Source organism: uncultured Vagococcus sp., from assembly GCF_963518325.1.
GTDB lineage: Bacteria > Bacillota > Bacilli > Lactobacillales > Vagococcaceae > Vagococcus_D.
Genome location: NZ_CAUQJB010000001.1, coordinates 374,331 through 394,050, shown reverse-complemented (window position 1 = coordinate 394,050; position 19,720 = coordinate 374,331). Strand labels below are relative to the sequence as shown.

Sequence of the window (19,720 nt, the reverse complement as noted above, 5' to 3'; positions counted from 1 at the left end):
TTTATCCTCCGCCAGGTTCAGCAGTAGGTGTAGTTGGTGTTGTTGGATCAGTGGGTGTAGTTGGTGGTGACGTTGGTTCTGTCGGCGTTGTTGGTGGTTCAGTTGGTGTCGGTGGATCTGGTTCAATCGGTGGCTCGCTGGTTGCAGGCGTAGAGTCTTTAACCGGCGGAATCGATGAACTTGAAGCTGGTGGCGCATAATAACTTGAGTCCGGTTCTTGCCACGTACTTGCCGGTTGCTTCCAAATACTTTGATCGTTGACATGGTCTTTTACATAAAGTTCATTGCCAATTTTTACAACATTTTCTGGCATTTCCCAGTCAGGCGTTTCTATATCTTGGGACATGTAACTCATTATATATCTGTAAAGAGTCATGGCATCTTGCTGATCCTCAGAAGCAATTGGCACAAAGTAATTTTCGTAACCTGTCCAAATTGAGACAACAAAATTCTTAGTATAACCAACAAAGCTGATATCTGGTACACCGCCATAGAGGTTAAGCTTCAGCTTAGCCATTGATTTATCGTCATAATTGGAAGTACCGGTTTTCCCAGCTTGATATAAATCTGGGATGATTGCTTGAGTCCCAGTTCCTCTTAGTAAAACATCTTTCAACATGTCCGTCACCATATAGGCTGTGGACTCTTGCATCGCTCTTGTTCCCTCAGGTTTGAAAGTTTCTTCCTGACCATCAGGTAACACAATTTTATTAACATAATAAGGCTTGTAGTAAATGCCTCCGTTAGCCAAAGCAGAGTAAGCACCAGCCATTTTATGAGAGGTTAGGTTTCCATGAATAGCGTTGGCAAGAAACATATTGCCTTCGCCATAATCGATTCCCAATCCCTTTAAGAATTCGGCACCTTTTTCTAAGGTTACTTCATCCAATGTTTTAACTGCTGGCACATTTCGCGAGTCGACTAGGGCTTCTCTGATGGTCATAGTTCCCTTGTATGCTCGGTCATAGTTATTAACGTCATCAGTGGTTCCAGGGTATTTATATGGCTCATCGACTACATAACGACCGGTGCCATAGTTTAGATATTCAATAGCAGGTGCGTAATCAGTAATGGGCTTAACTGTTGAACCAAAATCTCGTTCAGCCGATACTGCCATATTATTACCTAATTGGACGCCGTCAGGAACTTTACGACCACCTATTTGAGCTAAAACCTGACCATTATTTGGATTGATCACCGTAATGGCAGTCTGGAAATTCACATCAACAGGTGTTTCGCCTTCTTCCCAAGTAAGTTCATCTTTGGAATAATCTCTAAACGTAACATAGTCATCGGAATTGACCATCTGATAAATGTACTTTTGTAAATCCATATCGATATTTGTGTAAATGTCTAAGCCGTCCGTATAAATATCACGAGTGGTTTTGGTTTGTGCTTCGGCAATCACTTCTTTGATGTAATTGTCGATGATTTTACTGTCTCCGTAGAGAGGCTGTTGGTCAACAATCCCTTCATTAATAGGTTCATTCACTGCAGCATCGTATTCTGCTTGCGTGATGACCTCATCTTTACGCATCTCACTTAAAACCATGTCCCGTCTTTTTTTAGCGGCCTCTGGATTGATGATGGGATCGTAGTCAGCCGGTGCTTGGGGAATTCCAGCCATCAAAGCCGTTTGGGCAATCGATAATTCGTTGAGAGGCTTGTTGTAATACCCTCTAGCCGCTGTTTCCATACCGTAATAACCAGAAGACATATAGACTTTATTGATGTAATAGTTGAGAATTTCATCTTTTGATTTTTGTCGTTCTAACTGAATAGACATCCAAGCCTCTTGAATCTTACGTTTGATATTTTGATCCTTAACGTCAGTTGAGAAGAAAGAAAGCTTGATCAGTTGCTGGGTTAGGGTACTACCTCCTTGAAGGCCACCGCTACCAGTGAAGTTAGCCACCGCTGCCCCAGCTATCCGAATGGGATCGACGCCGATATGTTCTTCAAACCGTTTATCTTCGATGGAAATAATCGCCTTTTTAAGCAATGGCGGTACTTCATTGATCGGGACAGTCTCTCTTTTTTGTGTGTAAAGTTCGAAGAGTAAGGTGCCATCAGGACCAAGAATCCTTGAAGAAAGAACTCCTTCAAGTTTACTCGTTTCTAACTTAGGTGCTTCTTTGATATAACTGTAAGCGACAGCAGAGACTGCAAGGAATGCCAGGCAGCCTAAAAAGAGCAGTCCCAAGAAAATTTTTAAAAAGATCCGCCTTTTTTTCTTTTTTGGTTTTTGTCCTCTAGTTGGACCTAGAGGTGGCTGCCCAGATGTTGCTCTTGGCGGCATTGGTTTATTTTGATCATCCATTGTGTTGAATCTCCTTTTTTAAGTACTCATCTAAGGCCTTAATATACGGTATTCGTGGTGCAAGACCTGGCTGAATTTCAATGCCAAGGTGCTCAATTTCAGTAAGTGGAATTGATTTTTTACCAGTACTTTGTTTTTTCCAAAATAGTTCTAATGATGCAGAATCTAGAAAAAAACAGCGGCCTAGACTAGAAAACCATAAGAGAACAAAGGAAATTCCTTTTTGTTCACGACACTCTCTCATATGGCTAATTTGATGTTCATGGAAATTACGTAAAGGAAACGAGGTTTTATTTTTCGTTTCTTTTGCTTCAAAATCAAGATAATACCCATTGTAAACTCCGTTGTAATCAGTGGTAGACGCTTGAGAAAAATAAGCCTCTTTGATTACAGCAGCACTTCGCCGTGGGTAATCGACTTTGACAATTTGTACAGGAGTTGGTTTCTTGTGAATAATCGCAGTTTTACGATTGCGATAGTAGTCATTACTTTGGTTAAGATCATCCTCAAAATTCATGCCACGATTTGCAAAGTTCGTTTTTGGGACAAGAGGTTGCCCTTGCTTTTTTTGCTTTTTCGCTCCATTATTAGAAGGAGACATTCCGTTTGGATAGTTAATTGTCACAATAATTCACACTCCTAGACAATATTATAACAAAAAACAAAATAGAATGGAAAGGTAAGATGTTTAAAACGATGAAACGGATATATATTACAGGCTATAGAAGCTTTGAACTCGGGGTTTTTCAAGAGACTGACCCCAAAGTGAAAATAATTAAAAATGTCTTAAGAAGTCGGATAATTGGCTATATTGAGAATGGAACCCAGTGGATATTGCTCGGTGGCAACCTGGGAACAGAGTTTTGGACGGCTCAAGTTATTCAAGAATTGCGAGTGGATTACCCGGAAATTCGTTATTCTGTTATTTATCCTTTTGAAGAATTTGGTAGTAATTGGAATGAAACCAATCAGCAGGCGATGACGGAAATGAAATTACAAGCGGATTATGTGAATGCAACCTCTCATGCGCCTTATCAGAATCCCAGTCAATTAAAAAATCACACTCAATTTATGTTAAACCATTCAGATGGCTGCCTCTTACTCTATGACAGGGAATTTGAAGGGAAAACCATGTTCTTTTTGCGGGACGCAGAGAAGTTTCAGGAGTCTCATGAATACGCTATCGATTTTATAACGATGGATGATTTGCAAAATTATGAAATATATTAGCGTTTGAGTTTGATTTTCCTGTTTTTTTTAGTTACAATAGGAATGATAAAGATAATGAGCAAAATTATGAACTGAAATAGATGAGGTGCTTAAAATGGCAAAGTTTAACTATGAAGCAAAGGAAATTTTACAAAAAGAATTTAAAACAAAAATGCGTGGGTATGATCCAGTTGAAGTGGACGAGTTTTTGGATGGCGTAATTAAAGATTACGAAACTTACAGTCGTGAGATTTTGGCCTTAAGAGAAGAAAATCAACGCTTGATTGCAAAAGTAGATCAATTGACAAAGAGTCAAGCAACCTTGTCTCGAATCAAACAAGACCCACCAAAAGCAGCAGCGGTGACAAACTTTGATATCTTGAAACGTTTGTCTAATCTTGAGAAAACCGTTTTCGGTAGCAAGTTAGACGAAGAAGACGATTTGGATCAAACAAAACAGTTTTAATAGCAAGAAAGAGTTAAAGATTTCTTGTAGTTTTCGGATAATTGCAGCTTAGGTAACTAGGTTGAGGAAAGTCCATGCTCGCACAAGCTGAGATGCTTGTAGTGTTCGTGCTTAGTGAAACCATAAGCTAAGGTATTCGTAAGAATAACGGCAGCCAAAACAGCTAAGGTCTTTGGACTATGCTGGAGTAAGCTTGAAAGTGCCACAGTGACGAAGCAATTTTAGAAATGAAATTGGTGGAACGCGGTAAACCCCTCGAGCGAGCAACCCAAACTACGGTCGGGGCACTTTTTTCAAGGAAATGAACGAAGAAAAGAGACAGATTTATCTGTAGACAGATGATTATCGTTGCCAGTTTTTACCTGAGAACTGGCAATACAGAACATGGCTTATAGAAAACTACAATTTATCAGGGGCATTCCTTCCGTTAAAATGGAAGGAATTTTTTGTATTTGTCCATGAACCGCCGGACAAATCGCATAATTAAAGGATTGATGTGCAAATGTTAGCCTTGTTAAAGTGAGGCAGGTAAATTAGAGAACTGCCGGATAAAACCTTTAATTAAAAATTTGGTTACGCAAATGCTAGTCTTGTTAAAGTGAGACGTATAGTATAACTTGCAATGTTGCCAAGGAACGGCTTGGCAATTTGCATTTAATGGAATAAATTTGATATTTAACCCTAGAAAGGGGCAACACATATGAAACAATTTAAGCTAATCGCAACAGTAGCCAGTGGTATGGAGGCTCTTGTTGGAAAAGAATTACGAGATTTAGGTATTGAGTGTCAAGTTGAGAATGGTAAGGCGATTTTTCATGGAGACATGGAAACCATTGCTACTGCGAATCTTTGGCTACGAACGGCTGATCGAGTGAAGATCGTTGTTGGTGAATTTAAGGCAGTGACCTTTGAAGAGTTATTTGAACAGACTAAAGGAATTGCTTGGGAAGATATCCTGCCGATGGATGCGGAATTCCCTGTAGCGGGCAAGTCGATTAAATCAACTTTGTTCAGCGTTTCCGATTGTCAGGCTATTACTAAAAAAGCAATCGTAAGCCGTTTAAGCGATGTTTACCATCGTTACGGTCGATTACCTGAGACAGGAGCCCTCTTTGCCTTAGAGGTGGCTTTACTTAAAGATCAGGTGACGATAACCTTAGACACGACGGGACCAAGTTTGTTTAAACGTGGTTACCGGATTGATAAAGGGGGTGCACCATTGAAAGAAAACATGGCTGCTGCCCTAGTCTTACTGACTAATTGGCGAAAAGATCGTCCGTTTTATGATCCCGTTTGTGGTTCAGGGACTATTTGTATTGAAGCGGCGATGATTGGTCATAATATTGCACCAGGATTTAATCGGGAATTTGCTTTTGAATCATGGGAATGGTTTGATAAAGAGGTCTTGGATAAAGTTCGTTTAGAAGCAGAAGAAAAAGCGGACTACGACATTGAACTAGATATTTGCGGGACGGATCATGATGCCCGTATGATTAAAATAGCCCAAGCCAATGCTGAAGAGGCAGGTTTAGCGGATTCGATTGTTTTCAAGCAATTGCAATTAAGTGACTTTAAGACAGAAAAAGAATACGGTGTGATCGTGGCCAACCCTCCCTATGGGGAACGTCTTGGTGAGGAAGAAAGCGTCCATCGACTTTACCGTGAGATGGGTGAAACTTACCGTCCACTGAAAACATGGAGTAAATATATCCTAACAAGCGATTTGGAATTCGAAAAATTTTATAAAGCAAAGGCCACTAAGAAGCGTAAGCTTTACAATGGTTCCTTGCGAACTGATTTATTCCAATACTGGGGAACACGCCCGCCACGTCCACCACGTGAAGATGGGACTAATCAGTCATTAAGAGCACCTCTCTAACAATTAAGACAATAGCTCCATTTGATTATCTGAAAAGAGATAGCTTTCGTTTTGTTGCTGAAAGTTGATATTAAATGGCACTGATTGAGATGGAAAGTAGGAAATCAAAGATGAATGAAACAGCTTTTTTAGCATATTTAAAAGAAATTGCATTAATCAGTGAGTCAATTGGCTTACTTGAATGGGATAGCCAAACTGGAATGCCTGAAAAAGGCGCGGAACATCGAGCAGAAGTGTCCAGCTATTTAAGTGGTAAAGCTTTCGGTATGTCCACAGGGCCTCAAATGACAGAATATATGGATTATTTTGCTACTCATCCAGATGAGTTATCTGAATTTGGTAAAGCAGTGTACGCTAAGGTAAAAGAAGAATACGACTTAAATAAAAACGTTCCTGCTGACCGTTATCAAGCTTTCAGTAAAGTGCAATCAATGGCCCATAGTGAATGGGTAAAAGCCCGTGAAGCAAAGGACTACAATTTATTTAAAGGGTCTTTAGAAGAGCTAATTAATTTTACAAAAGAATTTATTCCACTGTGGCAAAAAGCAGAGAAAACCCCTTATGACGTCTTGTTAAATCAATATGAACCAGGCATGACTGTGGCAATTTTAGACGAAGTGTTCAGTCAAGTCAGAGATGGTATCATGGCGATTCGTCAAGTGGTCGCTGAAAAAGGGACAGCTCCGGCAACGTCATTCTTGCATCGTCGAGTGACGAAAGAGCAACAACGTCAGTTTGTGACTCAAGTCGTGACTGAATTAGGTTATGATTTTAGCCGTGGTCGCTTGGACGATACTGTTCATCCATTTATGCTGAATTTAAACCGCAATGATGCTCGGATTACTACTCGTTGGGATGAAGATGATTTTGCGATGGCCACATTAGGGGTGATTCATGAAGCTGGTCACGGTATGTATGAACAGAATGTGGCAGCCAAATTTGACTACACTCCTTTGGCAGGTGGCGTCTCAATGGGAATTCATGAGTCTCAGTCACTTTTCAACGAAATCATCGTAGGTGGTAGTAAAGCATTCTGGCAACGTCAATTCCCAGCTCTTAAAGAAATTACCGGTGATACGTTTGCCGATATTGACTTTGAATCCTTCTATAAAGGGCTAAAAGAAACCAAAGCCAGTTTGGTGCGAATTGAATCTGATTCATTGACCTATCCGCTACATATCATCATTCGTTATGAAATCGAAAAAATGATTTTTAATGACCAGGTTGCGGTTGAGGATCTTCCGCAAATCTGGAATGATAAGTATGAAGAGTATCTGGGCATTCGCCCCGGAAATGATTTAGAGGGAATCTTACAAGATGTCCATTGGTCGGGAGCTAGTTTTGGTTATTTCCCTTCATACGCATTGGGATATATGTATGCCGCTCAATTGCACCATGCCATGGAAAAAGAACTGGATGTTGAGGCAATTCTGGGTTCTGACGATTATTCTGCTATTAGCAAATGGTCGACAGAGCATATCCATCAGTTCGGTTCTTCGCGGAAACCTAACCGCTTGATCAAGGATGCTACGGGTGAAGACTTAAACCCTCAATACTTACTTGATTACATGCGCCAGTTGTACTTTGATGTTTACAACATTTCTGAATAGATAACTAAATGAAAAACACCCCAATAATTAGCTATTGGGGTGTTTTTCCTATTCTGTAAAAATCAAATGTTTGTCTATCTCTTGATTGGTTTCTGCTAACATTTTTTCCTGATACTCCTCAGTCCACTGATAGAACTTGCCCATCTCAGCGACGACTTCTTCTTTGATTGTTTGGCAGCGTGCCATATTGAAAAGCATGTAACTGGTGCGTCTAAGCAAGAAGTCAATCGGATGAAGACACATTTCGTGTTCCAGAGCATAGCGCAACATGACGTAATCCACATCAGATAGTTGACTGCTTTCTGGAACATTCAGTAAATAAGCAAATAAATCAATGACATTGGAGCCGTAACGTTTAACTAGTAAATTCGATTCCCGGTGAGTCAAGTGAAATTTCTCGATACCAATTTTGACAAATTCTTTCACATACCGTTGATAGCCTTGACTACCACCAACATCGCCACCAGATAAATTTAAATTTTTCGTGCGACATTTGATAAAGAGTCGTTTGTATTCCTTGCAGATATCATGTAACACCTTGTCGACAATTTCTTTCGACATATGCCGATAGCCAGTTAATTTACCACCAGCAATCGAATAAAGGCCACTTTCGGAGTGGAATATCTCATCTTTTCGCGAGATTTCAGAGGGGTCTTTGCTATCTTCATGAATCAGTGGTCGAACACCAGCCCAAGCAGATTCGATATCTGCCACAGTCATTGGAGGAATGGCAAACATGATATTGATAGCATCCAGTATATAAGTAACATCGTCCAATGTAACGGTAACGTCGGCCGGGGAGTCTTTGTAAAACGTATCCGTTGTGCCAACATAGACTTTTCCTTCTCGAGGGATAGCGAACATCATGCGGTCATCTTCAAAAGGTGTGTCAAAATAAACGGCATTGCTTAAAGGCAGGCGAGCATCATCAAAAACCAAGTGGACGCCTTTAGTCAGATGAAGGTATTTATCTTCTTTAGAGTGATCCATTTCCCTAATATGATCAACCCATGGACCAGCAGCATTTATCACACGTTTGGCATAGATCGGGTATTCAATGTTGTCAATTAAATCTCGGACACGAACACCTATAACCTTGCCTGTTTCTTTGCTATAAAGCAATTTTTCGACCTTAGCGTAGTTCGCAATATAAGCCCCAAATTCCTCAGCTTTTTTTAGGACTTCTAAGGTTAGACGACTGTCATCAGTTCGGTATTCCACATAGACGCCACTGCCTTTTAGGCCCTCAGCTTTTAAATAAGGTTCCCGTCTTAAGGTATCTCGAGCCCGTAACATAAACTTGCGCTCATGCTTATCCACTTGAGCCAATTTATCATAAAGATCCAAGCCAATGGCAGTTGTAAATGGACCAAAAGATCCATCTTGATAAAAAGGCAAAACCATTTTGACGGGTGTGGTGACATGAGGAGCATTCTCGTAAACAATCGTTCGTTCACGCCCAACCTCCGCGACAGTCTTCACTTCAAACTGCTTTAAATAACGCAAACCACCGTGAACCAGCTTTGTTGAGCGACTGGACGTACCTGAAGCAAAATCTCCCATTTCGACTAAGCCAACACCAAGTCCGCGACTGATGGCGTCTAGGGAAATCCCAGCACCGGTAATACCGCCTCCAATAATTAAAATATCTAGTGTGACTGCCGACATTTTTTTTAGATGTTCCCGACGCTCTTCCCATGAAAAACTCATAAAAAAACCTCCCTGTCTAAATGATCTGTAAGTAGTTGATACAATCAGTTATTGCGATTAAATAAGATAACAATGACTATAACCTGTTCTGTTCTCAGTATAACGTTCTCAGATCAATTTGTATATTAAGAACCGCTTAAGGATTTGTCTCAAGTAGTAGGAAGATAAAAGAATCTTTGTTATACTAGGTGACGGTAGTATGTGATGAATAAGGCTTTTTAGTAAAGAGGGGTAAGGAATTGAAAAAGAAAAAAGGTATTTTAATCGCCAATATTGGGACACCAGATAAGCCAGAACCCAAAGAAGTTAAGGCTTATTTAAAGAATTTTTTAGGTGATCATCGGGTGATTGACACCCCAAGATGGAAATGGTTACCCATTTTACATGGCATTATTTTAAATACCCGACCGAAAAAATCGGCGGCACTTTATAAAGAAATATGGACAGACGAAGGGTCGCCATTATTAGTTTATACGAAATCTCAAGCAAAGCAGCTCCAGGAACGCTTTCCTGATTATATGGTGAGATACGGCATGGGCTACAGTTCACCAACGATTGCAGATTCATTAACCGAGATGGCTAATGCTGGAGTCGAGGACATTACGGTTATTCCGTTGTTCCCGCAGTATTCAACGACTACGACGGCTTCAGTAAATGATGCTGTTTTCCGTCATTACTTAAAACAGGAAAACATGCCAAGCCTACGTTTGATTCGAGAGTTTACCGATCATCCGATGTATATTGATTTACTAGTTGATCAAATAAAAAAAGGCGTGGCTAAACATCAGCCAGATCGCCTAGTAATTTCGTATCACGGGATTCCGGTTAGTTATGTAGAAAAAGGAGATCCTTATAAAGATCAATGTCAGGCTACAACCGACGGGATTCTTGCTAAATTGGAACTGGAAATACCTTGGATGGTGACCTACCAATCGACCTTTGGTAAAGCTGAATGGATTAAACCAGCATTGGACCAAACCTTGGTGGGCTTACCGGAAAAAGGCGTTGAGAATGTATTAATCATTACACCTGGTTTTGTTTCAGATTGTATTGAAACCATTGAAGAAATCGAAGCAGAAAATCGTGGATATTTCATTGAGAACGGCGGAAAAGTTTTCAATTATATCCATCCATTTAATGATGACCCAAAGTTTATTGATTTACTTGAAGCTCTAGTGAGAGAAGCTTAAGAAAAAGATCATTCGCTATGGGGGATTATTCTTTTTTGCTAATTTTAGTGCTTTTTGGAGCCCTTGACGAGCTAAGTTGTCCGCCCCTTTGTTTTGCTTTTCAGGAATCCACTGAATGACCAATAGGGGAAAAAAGGAATAGAGTTCTCTAATTCGCACCAAATAAGGCAGAAATAAAGAGTTACCTGTATAGTCTTTATCAATGGTTTGAGCGACAATTTTACTGTCGGTATAAACCATGGTGTTCTGCTGATTGATCTCCTGAGTGATGGCTTCTTCAAGACCTAAGATTAAAGCGGCAAACTCTGCTTGATGGTTAGTTAGCTCAGGAAGAGGGTAATTTAATTGCTGGTAAAGCTGTTCACCGATCAGTTGAACGCCAGCGCCACTAATGCCTGGATTGCCTTTGGTGGCAGCATCTACGTATATTTTTAACATCTGTCATGCCTTTCTTTAAGTAAATATTTTTTATTTCTTGCAGAATATGGTAGTATGATAGTATTAGTTGATAGTTTGAGAGGTACAGTTGTGACTAAAAAAGAAACCAACCAAAAATTCAGGTGGCAACCTGAATTAGCAACCAGCATAATCTATTGGTCCCTAACTTTCGGTACCTTTTTTCTGGGCATAATCGCCGTTTTTGAGGCCTTAAGTCTAAATGTTTTGTGTGTACTGTTTTTTGTTTGTTTTGTCATACTCGTTTATCTAGGCCAAAAACGCCATTTTATTATTAAGGACAACCAGTTAATCGTCCAAGCAATTTTAAAAAGGAACAGTCATCAATTTGATGTAGATAAGATTGAGAAAATTTCCTTAGGTGCATACGGGATGACCTTTGCCCTAGATGGCTATGAGGGAATTGAAGAATCAGATCGGACCATCTTAATGTCTAAAAAGACCATTGCTAGCTTTTTATTAGCATTGGAGCAAACAGACAATTTTGACGGAACGATTGTAGGTATTAAAAAAAGTGTGGGCGAGTAAGCCGACACTTTTTTATCTTTATTCTTCAATAGCAGACACGTTAGTCGCTTGTAAACCTCGGTGTCCTTCTTTAATTTCAAATTGGACGTGCTGATTATCTTTTAAGGTCTTGAAGCCGTCACCTTCGATACCAGTAAAATGAACGAAGATTTCCTCGGTGTCATTATAAGTAATAAAACCATAGCCTTTTTTTGTATCAAACCATTTGACAATGCCTTCAGTCATTTTACATTCCCCCGTCGCTTAAATTTTGGAACTAAATTCATTATAAAGATTAATAGGCCAAAGGTCAAACAATCTATGATAACTATTGGTTGATAATGATATTTTTTTGTTTTCACGGTATAATGTAAGCAGGCTGTCATGTCTAAAAAAATTTTTGAAATAAAGGGTAAGCGTTTTATTAGAAGGGCTGGATGTGTTGTTTAACTGACATAATCAAACTATCAGACCGAAAAAAACTAGTGTATAAATCGATGTTGACTTTATATTGCTAGATGCAGAAAGAGGAGAGAGTATTGAAAACAGATAGTGAAATTGCTCGAACAAAACCTATTATGCCGATAACGGATATTGCTGAAAAACTCAATCTATTAACTGAAGAAGTCGAACTATATGGACAACTAAAAGCAAAAGTGAAGACCAGCGCCTTGAATCGGTTGCAAAATCGTCAGGACGGTAAGCTGGTATTAGTCACTTCGATTAATCCGACCAGTGCTGGCGAAGGCAAAACCACAGTCACAATTGGTCTGGGAGATGCTTTAAATGCTCTGGGCAAGCAGACGGTAATCGCATTGCGAGAACCCTCTCTAGGCCCTGTCATGGGCACTAAAGGCGGTGCAACAGGAGGTGGTTATTCTCAAGTGGCGCCGATGGACGATATTAATTTACATTTTACAGGGGACATGCACGCGATTACTACAGCGAATAACACCTTGTCGGCTTTGATTGATAACCATCTTTATCAGGGTAATGAGTTACAGATTGATCCTCGGAGAGTGATTTGGAAGCGGGTATTGGACATCAATGACCGCAGTTTAAGGCAAACAACGATTGGCTTGGGAGGACTTAAACAAGGCGTTCCACGTGAAGAGCAGTTTGAAATCACCGTAGCCAGTGAAATTATGGCCGTGATTTGTTTAGCTAAAAACTTGGGGGATCTAACCAATCGCCTGAGTAATATTATTATTGGGTATACCTTTCAAAATGAGCCAGTAACAGTGGGAGATTTGAAGGCAGAAGGAGTGTTGACTTTATTGTTGAAAGAAGCCCTAAACCCCAATTTAGTTCAGACCCTATATCAAACCCCAGCATTTATTCATGGTGGCCCATTTGGTAATATTGCTCATGGCTGCAACAGCGTAATTGCCACGAAGATGGCCTTAAAATTAGGCGACTTTGTGGTAACAGAAGCAGGTTTTGGCGCAGACTTGGGTGCAGAAAAATTCTTGGACATAAAAGTGCCTATTCTAGAAAAAGCGCCAGATGCGATTGTGATCGTGGCTACGATTCGAGCCTTAAAAATGCACGGCGGTGTCTCCCATGATGAATTGACCATCGAAAACCCAAAAGCTTTGAGAGCAGGGGTTTCGAATTTAGAAAAACACGTTCAAAACATGCAAAAGTACGGTTTGCCTGTTATTGTGGCAGTTAATCAGTTCATCAGTGACACGGATAAGGAGTTGGCTTTATTAACCCGTTTATGTGAAGAGATGGGGGCAATTGTTGAAGTTACCAGTAGTTGGGCAGATGGTTACCAAGGCAGCTTGGCCTTAGGCAAAAAAGTGGTGGCTATTATTGAAGAGGAGACCAGTGATTTTGAAGCGGTCTATTCTTTTGGAATGACCATTGAAGAAAAAGCCGAGACAATCGTGAAAGAGTTGTACGGTGGCGACGGAGTTATTTTTACTGAAAAAGCGAAAGAACAGATTGCCATCTTTAAAAAATACGGATGGGATAGATTGCCAATTTGCATGGCTAAAACTCAGTTTTCATTATCTGATGACCCGACTAAAATCGGACGTCCGACTGGTTTTACTGTCCTTATTCGGGAACTGGTACCAAAAATGGGAGCTGGCTTTATCGTAGCCTTCACTGGTGATATTATGACCATGCCGGGCTTGCCAAAAGAACCAGCCGCTTTGCGAATCTCGGTAGATTCTCACGGAAAATCAAAAGGGTTATTTTAATAAGAAAAGCTTCGCGAATCGCTGCCGTTGTTCTTATGGCTTTACTACGTTGTCCTTTATTTCTAAGCGGCAAACCGCTAAGAATAACGGCAGCACTTAAAGACAAGGGACACTATACTGCGTTTCGATCTCATCAATCGCTATACGCTGAAGCGTCGAGCATTGAAGGTCAAAGGGTACTTAGAAGTTGATGAGATCGGAGCCTTGTGTTGTGTTTAGGATAACGAAATTTATGTAGTGGTTGATGAGCTAAGCTAGACACCGACTAGAATATATAGGAAGTGATACACTTTCCTATATTCTAAAAAAAAGGCTTACTGATTTAATTATCAGTAAGCCTTTTCTCATGCCAATGGCAATATGACACTAAAAATAGTTCCTTTTGGTTGGTTTGCTTTGACGCTTATTTTACCATGGTGCATATCAACAATGGATTTGGCGATGGATAGGCCTAAACCATAACCACCAGTCTTCCGCTGGCGAGCCCCGTCTTCTCGATAAAAACGAGTGAACAACTGATCGGTGTTGGTTGTTTTGAGTCCAATGCCAGTGTCCCGTACTTCTATTAACCAATACTTGGCAGTCGTTTCAGAAAAAACAGTGATTGTTTCACCAGGACCGGTGTATTTTAAGGCGTTATCAAGTAAGATAATCAAGAGTTGCGTTAACAATTTAGCATCAAATGAAACGGCCTGGAGGTGACCTAACTCTAAGGTCATTTTTTTTTGTTGACTTTCAGCAATCTCCTGATAGGGTTCGCTGGCTTTGATTAGAAAATCTTTGACATCCGATAATTTACGATCAACCACTAATTCATTGCTGTCAGAGCGGGCTAACAATAATAAGTCGTTAGTCAGTTGATTCAAGCGGCGTGTTTCGTTTAAGGCTAAAGCAATGTCTTCCGACTCTTCTAAAATCGTGTGAGTGGGCTTAGTAAACAGTTTCTCCAATTTTGCTTGAATGATCGTTAAAGGAGTGCGTAACTCATGAGAAGAGTTTTCCACAAATTCCTGCTGACGTTTCCACGAAGCCATAATAGGTGCCATATTAAGTTTAGCCAAGTAATAGCTAACGACAATAGAAAGAATCCAAAAGACAATCATACAACCAATCAAAACTTGTTGAAAAAATGTCATACTTTCTTCCAACTGATTAGTATTGGAAACAAACTGGATATAAGCAACACCACCGCTGTCCACCTTTTTAGTAATCGAACGAAAATTGATGGTTTGATTGTAGCTGTCTTTCACGTGGACTGCTTCTATTTGATCGAGTTTTTCTTTGTCAAAGGTCAGGTTAGCCATGTCACTATAGCGATTGCCTAAAGCTTCTTGATTAATGATTTTACCTGAAGCTGACCATAGAATCGGTTGGACTTGAAAACTGTTAGGCGGTTTTAAGTCGCGATGAGGTTTAAGCTCGCCAGAAAACTTTGGGATATCGCCCTTACTAGCATCTCCCTTAATTAATTCCTGCTCAATAAAATTAGTATTGGTTGAGACCGAGCGCAATTCCTCGTCAATGTTGGTGTAAAGGGATTGATACAACACTTGGTTAACAATGAAGCCCAGTAAAAGAAAGATTAGCCCAAAGGCCAAAACATTCCGCATAAAAAGGGAGCGTCGTTGTTTAAATTCAGTTTTCATTGTGTCTCTCCTAGAATATAGCCGACATTGCGAATAGTTTTAATGTTCACATCGGATTCGGCCTGTTTTAATTTTTTTCGTAAATTACTCATATAGACTTCCACAACCGTATAAGAGGTTTCGGAATCAAAGCCCCAAATTCGCTCAAATATTTGTTCTTTCGTGACAATTCGATTTTTTTGTTTAATTAAGTAAATCAGTAATTCAAACTCTTTTCCTTGGAGTTCTAAAGGTTTTTGATTAACGGTGACTAAACGGGTATTTAGTTGGCAGTCAGTGTTGTGAAAGCTGATCGTTTGTTCAGCTGAAAGACCTAAACTTCGTTTTAGCATCGCTTGAACCCGTAATAAGAGCTCTTCACGATGGAAGGGTTTAGTTAAATAATCATCGGCACCTTGTTGAAATCCTTTAATTTTATCTTCTAAACTATCTTTGGCGGTTAAGAAAAGGACAGGGGTCTCAATAGATTGACTGCGTAATTTTTCCAAAATACCATAACCATCTAAGCCAGGCAACATAATGTCGAAAACAAACAAGTCATACTTATTTGATTCAGCTTCATATAACCCCTCATCGCCATCGTGGATTTGAGTAACAGTTCCTACTTCTTCCAAAATCTCGGCAATACTGCCTGCTAAAACCTGATCATCCTCTACCAGTAAAATATTAATCATGTTCATCTTCAGGCCTCATTTCTTTTTTTAGGATACTACCTGTCATTTATTTACTTATCTTCATTAAGTATAAGCTTTTTAACTTAAATCAATCTTAAGAATGGCTTTAAGGTTCGTTTATGGTAAGCAAGTTAACCTAAGGATATCACAAAACGAAAGAAAGAGTGACGAAAGATGACCAAATTAAAACATATGTTTCAACGAAAAGAAAAGAAGTATTTACTTAGTTACGCTAACTTCGCCCAACTAATCGAGACCCTTGGTTCCGACTTAGTTGAGGATGAGTATGGTTTACATACTATTTCTTCCTTGTATTTCGATACAGAGGATTACGACTTGATTCGGGCCTCGATTGAAAAGCCAGATTACCGGGAAAAATTTCGCCTAAGAGCCTATGGTGAACCTCAAAATTCTACCCCAGTCTTTTTAGAAATTAAAAAGAAATATGCTGGAATTGTTTATAAACGACGTGTGGCCATGCCTTTAGAGGAAGTGGCAGCTTATATCGCTCAGCCGGAAGATAAGTTTAAGAGTGGGGTTGAGCGCCAAGTAAGTCAGGAAATCAGCTGGCTGTTAACGCGCAAGAAATTGGAACCAAAAGTGATGATTGCTTACGAACGTCGGGCCTTTTTCGCCCCAAGTGAGCCGGAATTCAGAGTGACCTTTGATTTTAATATTCGCTACCGCCAAGAAGGGTTACAGTTGCTTAATGGAACTGAAGGGGAGCGAGTGGCACCGGAAATTGATGTCTTAATGGAAGTTAAGGCCTTGGGTGCCTATCCAATTTGGTTTGCTGAAGCATTAGCAATCTTAGCCATTTACCCAGGTTCGTTTACGAAATATGGTCAAACTTATCAACGATATTTATTTAAGAAGGAGTCGTTCCAACATGTTATCTAGTCTATTAGCCAATAATACTGAAAATATTACCATGGTGCAATTATTAATCTGCACGCTAAGTTCCATCATTTTAGGGGTGTTTGTGGCCTCCATTCATATGTATCGCAATGTTTATTCTAAGAATTTTATCGTTACACTCGCTATTTTACCCGTTCTTGTTCAATCTGTAATTATGCTGGTCAATGGTAATTTGGGAACAGGGATGGCAGTTTTAGGGGCCTTCAGTTTGATTCGTTTTCGTTCCGTGGCCGGTGGGTCTCGTGAAATAACCAGTATTTTTTGGTCAATGGGAATTGGGTTGGCAACAGGGATGGGATACATTGCCTACATTGCCGTCTTCTCAGTGATTACAGGGGGGACATTGATTGTCTTACAACTGACAAATTTTGGTAAACAGTCAAAAGTATCGAATCGAATGATTAAAATTGTGATTCCAGAAGATTTGGATTATCCAAACTTGTTTGACGACCTGTGGACGGAGTACACGCATGAAGCCACCCTTGACCGGGTTAAAACAACTAATATGGGGAGTTTGTATGAACTTTGCTACAGTGTTATGCTGAAAGACCAGAATCTGGAAAAGGAATTACTGGATAAAATTAGAATCCGCAATGGCAACTTAACCGTGACCTCAGCGAAAATGGCCACGAATCGTGAAGAGTTATAATTTGTAACGAAGGATGTGTCAAAAATGAGTAATCAAAAATTGAAAAAAACGATGTTATTAGTTACCTTACTGTCCTTAAGCGCTTGTCAAAAGGTGGAAACAGAAAGCACTGGCTCCAGTGCTGTCACTACAGCTAGTAGTGCTGAAACCGCGGTGGCGACAGTCTCGGCAGATCAGTATGGTGTTTATAGTGAAAAAGATCAGCAAGAGGCTGCCGAAGAGACGGCAACGATCCTTTTAGGCGAATCGACGACAGTAGAAGGGGAGGGGGTGACTGTCAAAGATGGCACTATCACCATTACCCAAGCAGGCACCTATAGCATAAGTGGTGAATTAAAAGAGGGGCAATTAGTCGTAGCAGCTAAGGAATCCGATGACGTAAGGATGATTTTAAATGGTGCCACAATTATGAACAGCACAACCTCACCCGTTGATATTGAGATGGCTGACAAGGTTATAATCACTCTTGCAAAAGGAACTAGCAACTTCTTGACTGACAGACGTCAGGCAAAATCCGACGACGATGACACGGAACCAGACGCCACATTATTTAGTAAAGTTGATTTGACGATTAACGGGCAAGGGAGTTTAGAAGTTGTCAGTGACTACCATGATGGCATCAGAAGCAAAGACGATCTTGTACTGATTAGTGGTACTTATAAAATAGAGGCGGCAAATAATGGCTTAAAGGGAAATGATTCACTTTCAATATTAGATGGAAGTTACGAAATTAAGGCTGAAAATGATGGGATTCAATCCAGCTCTACCGATAAGGAAAAAGGCTGGATTGCCATTGATGGAGGCAGCTTAAGCATAAAAAGCGAACGTGATGGTATCCAAGCTGAAACAGATTTAAAGGTATCAGCAGGCACGGTTGAAATCGAAGCTGGCGGAGGTTCCACTAGCTCAAGTGATACAGAAAGTTTAAAAGGGATGAAAGCAGGCTCTAGTATCCAGATTAATACGGGGAAATTCACCATAAATTCGGCTGATGACAGTATCCATACCAATGGAAGTCTGACAATTGATCAGGGTGAATTTAATTTAAAGACGGGTGACGACGGGATACATGCAGATGAGACCTTACAGATCAATAATGGAACCATCACCGTTGTTGAGTCATATGAAGGCTTGGAAGCGGCGGATATCATGATTGAAGATGGGACGATTTCAGTCACAAGCAGTGATGATGGTCTAAATGCTGGTGGTGGCAGTGACGGGACAGATGGAGGTGGATTTGGTAAAGATAACTTTGGTGGCGGTGATTATTCAATAACCATCAATGGAGGAATGATCTTTATTGACTCAGAAGGTGACGGCATTGATTCTAACGGAACGGTCACCCAAACAGGCGGAACTGCTCTAGTTAGCGGTCCGATAAATGGCGGCAATGGGGCTTTGGATTATGATGGAACATACACTATCAGTGGCGGTATCTTAGTAGCTGCAGGCAGTAGTGGGATGGCCATGTTGCCAAGTGACAGTTCTAGCCAAGCCTCAGTTGGTCTTTACTTCGACAGTAGTCAGAAGGCCGATCAGTTGATCAATGTAGCAGATACCGATGGCAATAATATCATTAGTTTTGCCCCGAATAAAAGCTATCAGCACGTGGCGATTAGTGCCCCAGATATTCAAAAGGGAAGTGGGTACACACTCTCAGTCGGTGGTAAGATGATGACTGACAGTCAGTTTGGTTTTGCTCCTAAAAGCGACTATCAAGGTGATGAATTACTGACAGTGACTTTAGATGCTGTGACCACTTCGATTTCACAGAGCGGTGAAACCGTCTTATCTAATCAAATGGGTGGCGGAGGTCGAGGTGGTGGCCAACCACCTCGCTAAAACTCATAATTGTGTGAAATAAGGATCATTACTTAGTAATATATTAAATTTGTTACAAAAATAATAAATAAATGTTAAATCGCTGGCAGCCTCGTTACAACTCACTAGCAATGGGCTATACTGGTGGTAAGCAAGTGACGAGGACGTGGCAGACATGAAGAAAGTTGAAGCAGTTATGTACAAATGCGGGTATTTTGTGGGTCGACTATTTATTTATTATCCAAAAGCCTTAAAAAGTGGGTTACAGCGTGAAAAAAGCTTAAACCAAAAAAAAGTATAAACTAATTCGGTCAAGTAGAGTGGATTTCCTACATTCTACTTGGCTTTTTTTGATGTTTACTGTTATTATAGGAAGGGACGAAACAGTTGATTTACGTCTTAAAGTCACTAAAAATGAGGAAGTGGCCTAAGTGTCTGGGATTGACGATAAAGCA

Annotated in this window: 18 protein-coding genes and 1 other RNA gene; 12 read left to right on the top strand and 7 right to left on the bottom strand. The window is 40.3% G+C overall.

The window, feature by feature from the left end; all coding sequences use genetic code 11:
* Position 1: 1 nt before the first annotated feature.
* Together RWN13_RS01870 and recU are read right to left on the bottom strand one after the other, a co-directional pair.
* Positions 2-2,320 (bottom strand): PBP1A family penicillin-binding protein, encoded by a 2,319-nt coding sequence (locus tag RWN13_RS01870; RefSeq protein ID WP_314059885.1) that lies wholly within the window; start codon positions 2,318-2,320, stop codon positions 2-4.
* Positions 2,313-2,945 carry a Holliday junction resolvase RecU gene (gene recU, locus RWN13_RS01865; protein WP_314059883.1) on the bottom strand — a complete coding sequence of 211 codons (633 nt, stop codon included), beginning with the start codon at positions 2,943-2,945 and terminating at the stop codon, positions 2,313-2,315. The genes RWN13_RS01870 and recU overlap by 8 nt, the downstream gene beginning before the upstream one ends.
* A 71-nt stretch (positions 2,946-3,016) precedes the next feature.
* Between recU and RWN13_RS01860 the strand changes: the two genes are divergently transcribed.
* From RWN13_RS01860 to RWN13_RS01840, 5 genes are all read left to right on the top strand, one after another.
* Positions 3,017-3,550: a DUF1273 domain-containing protein gene (locus RWN13_RS01860; protein ID WP_314059880.1), complete on the top strand. Its 534-nt coding sequence runs from the start codon at positions 3,017-3,019 to the stop codon at positions 3,548-3,550.
* A gap of 94 nt (positions 3,551-3,644) precedes the next feature.
* Complete coding sequence (gpsB, locus tag RWN13_RS01855) at positions 3,645-3,995, top strand: cell division regulator GpsB (RefSeq protein ID WP_314059879.1); 351 nt, start codon at positions 3,645-3,647, stop codon at positions 3,993-3,995.
* Between the two features lie 29 nt (positions 3,996-4,024).
* An RNA gene (gene rnpB, locus RWN13_RS01850) (RNase P RNA component class B) lies at positions 4,025-4,392 on the top strand.
* Positions 4,393-4,695: 303 nt separating this feature from the next.
* Positions 4,696-5,874 (top strand): class I SAM-dependent RNA methyltransferase, encoded by a 1,179-nt coding sequence (locus tag RWN13_RS01845; RefSeq protein ID WP_314059877.1) that lies wholly within the window; start codon positions 4,696-4,698, stop codon positions 5,872-5,874.
* Positions 5,875-5,984: 110 nt separating this feature from the next.
* Positions 5,985-7,484 (top strand): carboxypeptidase M32, encoded by a 1,500-nt coding sequence (locus RWN13_RS01840; protein WP_314059876.1) that lies wholly within the window; start codon positions 5,985-5,987, stop codon positions 7,482-7,484.
* Between the two features lie 48 nt (positions 7,485-7,532).
* Here RWN13_RS01840 and RWN13_RS01835 read toward each other — a convergent pair whose 3' ends face one another.
* Positions 7,533-9,194 (bottom strand): glycerol-3-phosphate dehydrogenase/oxidase, encoded by a 1,662-nt coding sequence (locus tag RWN13_RS01835; RefSeq protein ID WP_314059874.1) that lies wholly within the window; start codon positions 9,192-9,194, stop codon positions 7,533-7,535.
* A 239-nt stretch (positions 9,195-9,433) separates the two neighbouring features.
* Between RWN13_RS01835 and hemH the strand changes: the two genes are divergently transcribed.
* Positions 9,434-10,384, top strand: a complete 951-nt coding sequence (gene hemH, locus RWN13_RS01830) for a ferrochelatase (protein WP_314059871.1) — start codon at positions 9,434-9,436, stop codon at positions 10,382-10,384.
* A 15-nt stretch (positions 10,385-10,399) separates the two neighbouring features.
* On the opposite strand, the gene RWN13_RS01825 is transcribed toward hemH, so the two are convergent.
* Positions 10,400-10,822, bottom strand: coding sequence for a ribonuclease HI family protein (locus RWN13_RS01825; protein WP_314059869.1), 423 nt, complete (start codon positions 10,820-10,822; stop codon positions 10,400-10,402).
* Between the two features lie 90 nt (positions 10,823-10,912).
* On the opposite strand from RWN13_RS01825, the gene RWN13_RS01820 reads away from it, so the two are divergent.
* Positions 10,913-11,368 carry an EbsA family protein gene (locus RWN13_RS01820; protein WP_314059868.1) on the top strand — a complete coding sequence of 152 codons (456 nt, stop codon included), beginning with the start codon at positions 10,913-10,915 and terminating at the stop codon, positions 11,366-11,368.
* A gap of 18 nt (positions 11,369-11,386) precedes the next feature.
* Here the strand turns inward: RWN13_RS01820 and RWN13_RS01815 are convergent, their stop codons facing one another.
* Positions 11,387-11,593, bottom strand: coding sequence for a cold-shock protein (locus tag RWN13_RS01815; protein ID WP_209531144.1), 207 nt, complete (start codon positions 11,591-11,593; stop codon positions 11,387-11,389).
* A 293-nt stretch (positions 11,594-11,886) separates the two neighbouring features.
* On the opposite strand from RWN13_RS01815, the gene RWN13_RS01810 reads away from it, so the two are divergent.
* Complete coding sequence (locus RWN13_RS01810) at positions 11,887-13,557, top strand: formate--tetrahydrofolate ligase (protein WP_314059866.1); 1,671 nt, start codon at positions 11,887-11,889, stop codon at positions 13,555-13,557.
* A 344-nt stretch (positions 13,558-13,901) separates the two neighbouring features.
* Here the strand turns inward: RWN13_RS01810 and RWN13_RS01805 are convergent, their stop codons facing one another.
* Both RWN13_RS01805 and RWN13_RS01800 read right to left on the bottom strand, forming a co-directional pair.
* Positions 13,902-15,203, bottom strand: coding sequence for a HAMP domain-containing sensor histidine kinase (locus tag RWN13_RS01805; protein WP_314059864.1), 1,302 nt, complete (start codon positions 15,201-15,203; stop codon positions 13,902-13,904).
* Positions 15,200-15,877: a response regulator transcription factor gene (locus RWN13_RS01800; protein ID WP_314059918.1), complete on the bottom strand. Its 678-nt coding sequence runs from the start codon at positions 15,875-15,877 to the stop codon at positions 15,200-15,202. The genes RWN13_RS01805 and RWN13_RS01800 overlap by 4 nt, the downstream gene beginning before the upstream one ends.
* Positions 15,878-16,051: 174 nt before the next feature.
* On the opposite strand from RWN13_RS01800, the gene RWN13_RS01795 reads away from it, so the two are divergent.
* The 4 genes from RWN13_RS01795 (at position 16,052) to RWN13_RS01780 (ending at position 19,566) form a co-directional block, all read left to right on the top strand.
* Positions 16,052-16,777: a polyphosphate polymerase domain-containing protein gene (locus RWN13_RS01795; protein WP_314059862.1), complete on the top strand. Its 726-nt coding sequence runs from the start codon at positions 16,052-16,054 to the stop codon at positions 16,775-16,777.
* Positions 16,767-17,444 carry a DUF4956 domain-containing protein gene (locus tag RWN13_RS01790; RefSeq protein ID WP_314059859.1) on the top strand — a complete coding sequence of 226 codons (678 nt, stop codon included), beginning with the start codon at positions 16,767-16,769 and terminating at the stop codon, positions 17,442-17,444. Before RWN13_RS01795 ends, RWN13_RS01790 begins: the two co-directional genes overlap by 11 nt.
* A 24-nt stretch (positions 17,445-17,468) precedes the next feature.
* Positions 17,469-19,286 carry a carbohydrate-binding domain-containing protein gene (locus RWN13_RS01785; RefSeq protein ID WP_314059857.1) on the top strand — a complete coding sequence of 606 codons (1,818 nt, stop codon included), beginning with the start codon at positions 17,469-17,471 and terminating at the stop codon, positions 19,284-19,286.
* A 154-nt stretch (positions 19,287-19,440) separates the two neighbouring features.
* On the top strand, positions 19,441-19,566 hold the full coding sequence (locus RWN13_RS01780) for a hypothetical protein (protein ID WP_314059855.1): 126 nt from the start codon (positions 19,441-19,443) through the stop codon (positions 19,564-19,566).
* Positions 19,567-19,720: the final 154 nt, after the last annotated feature.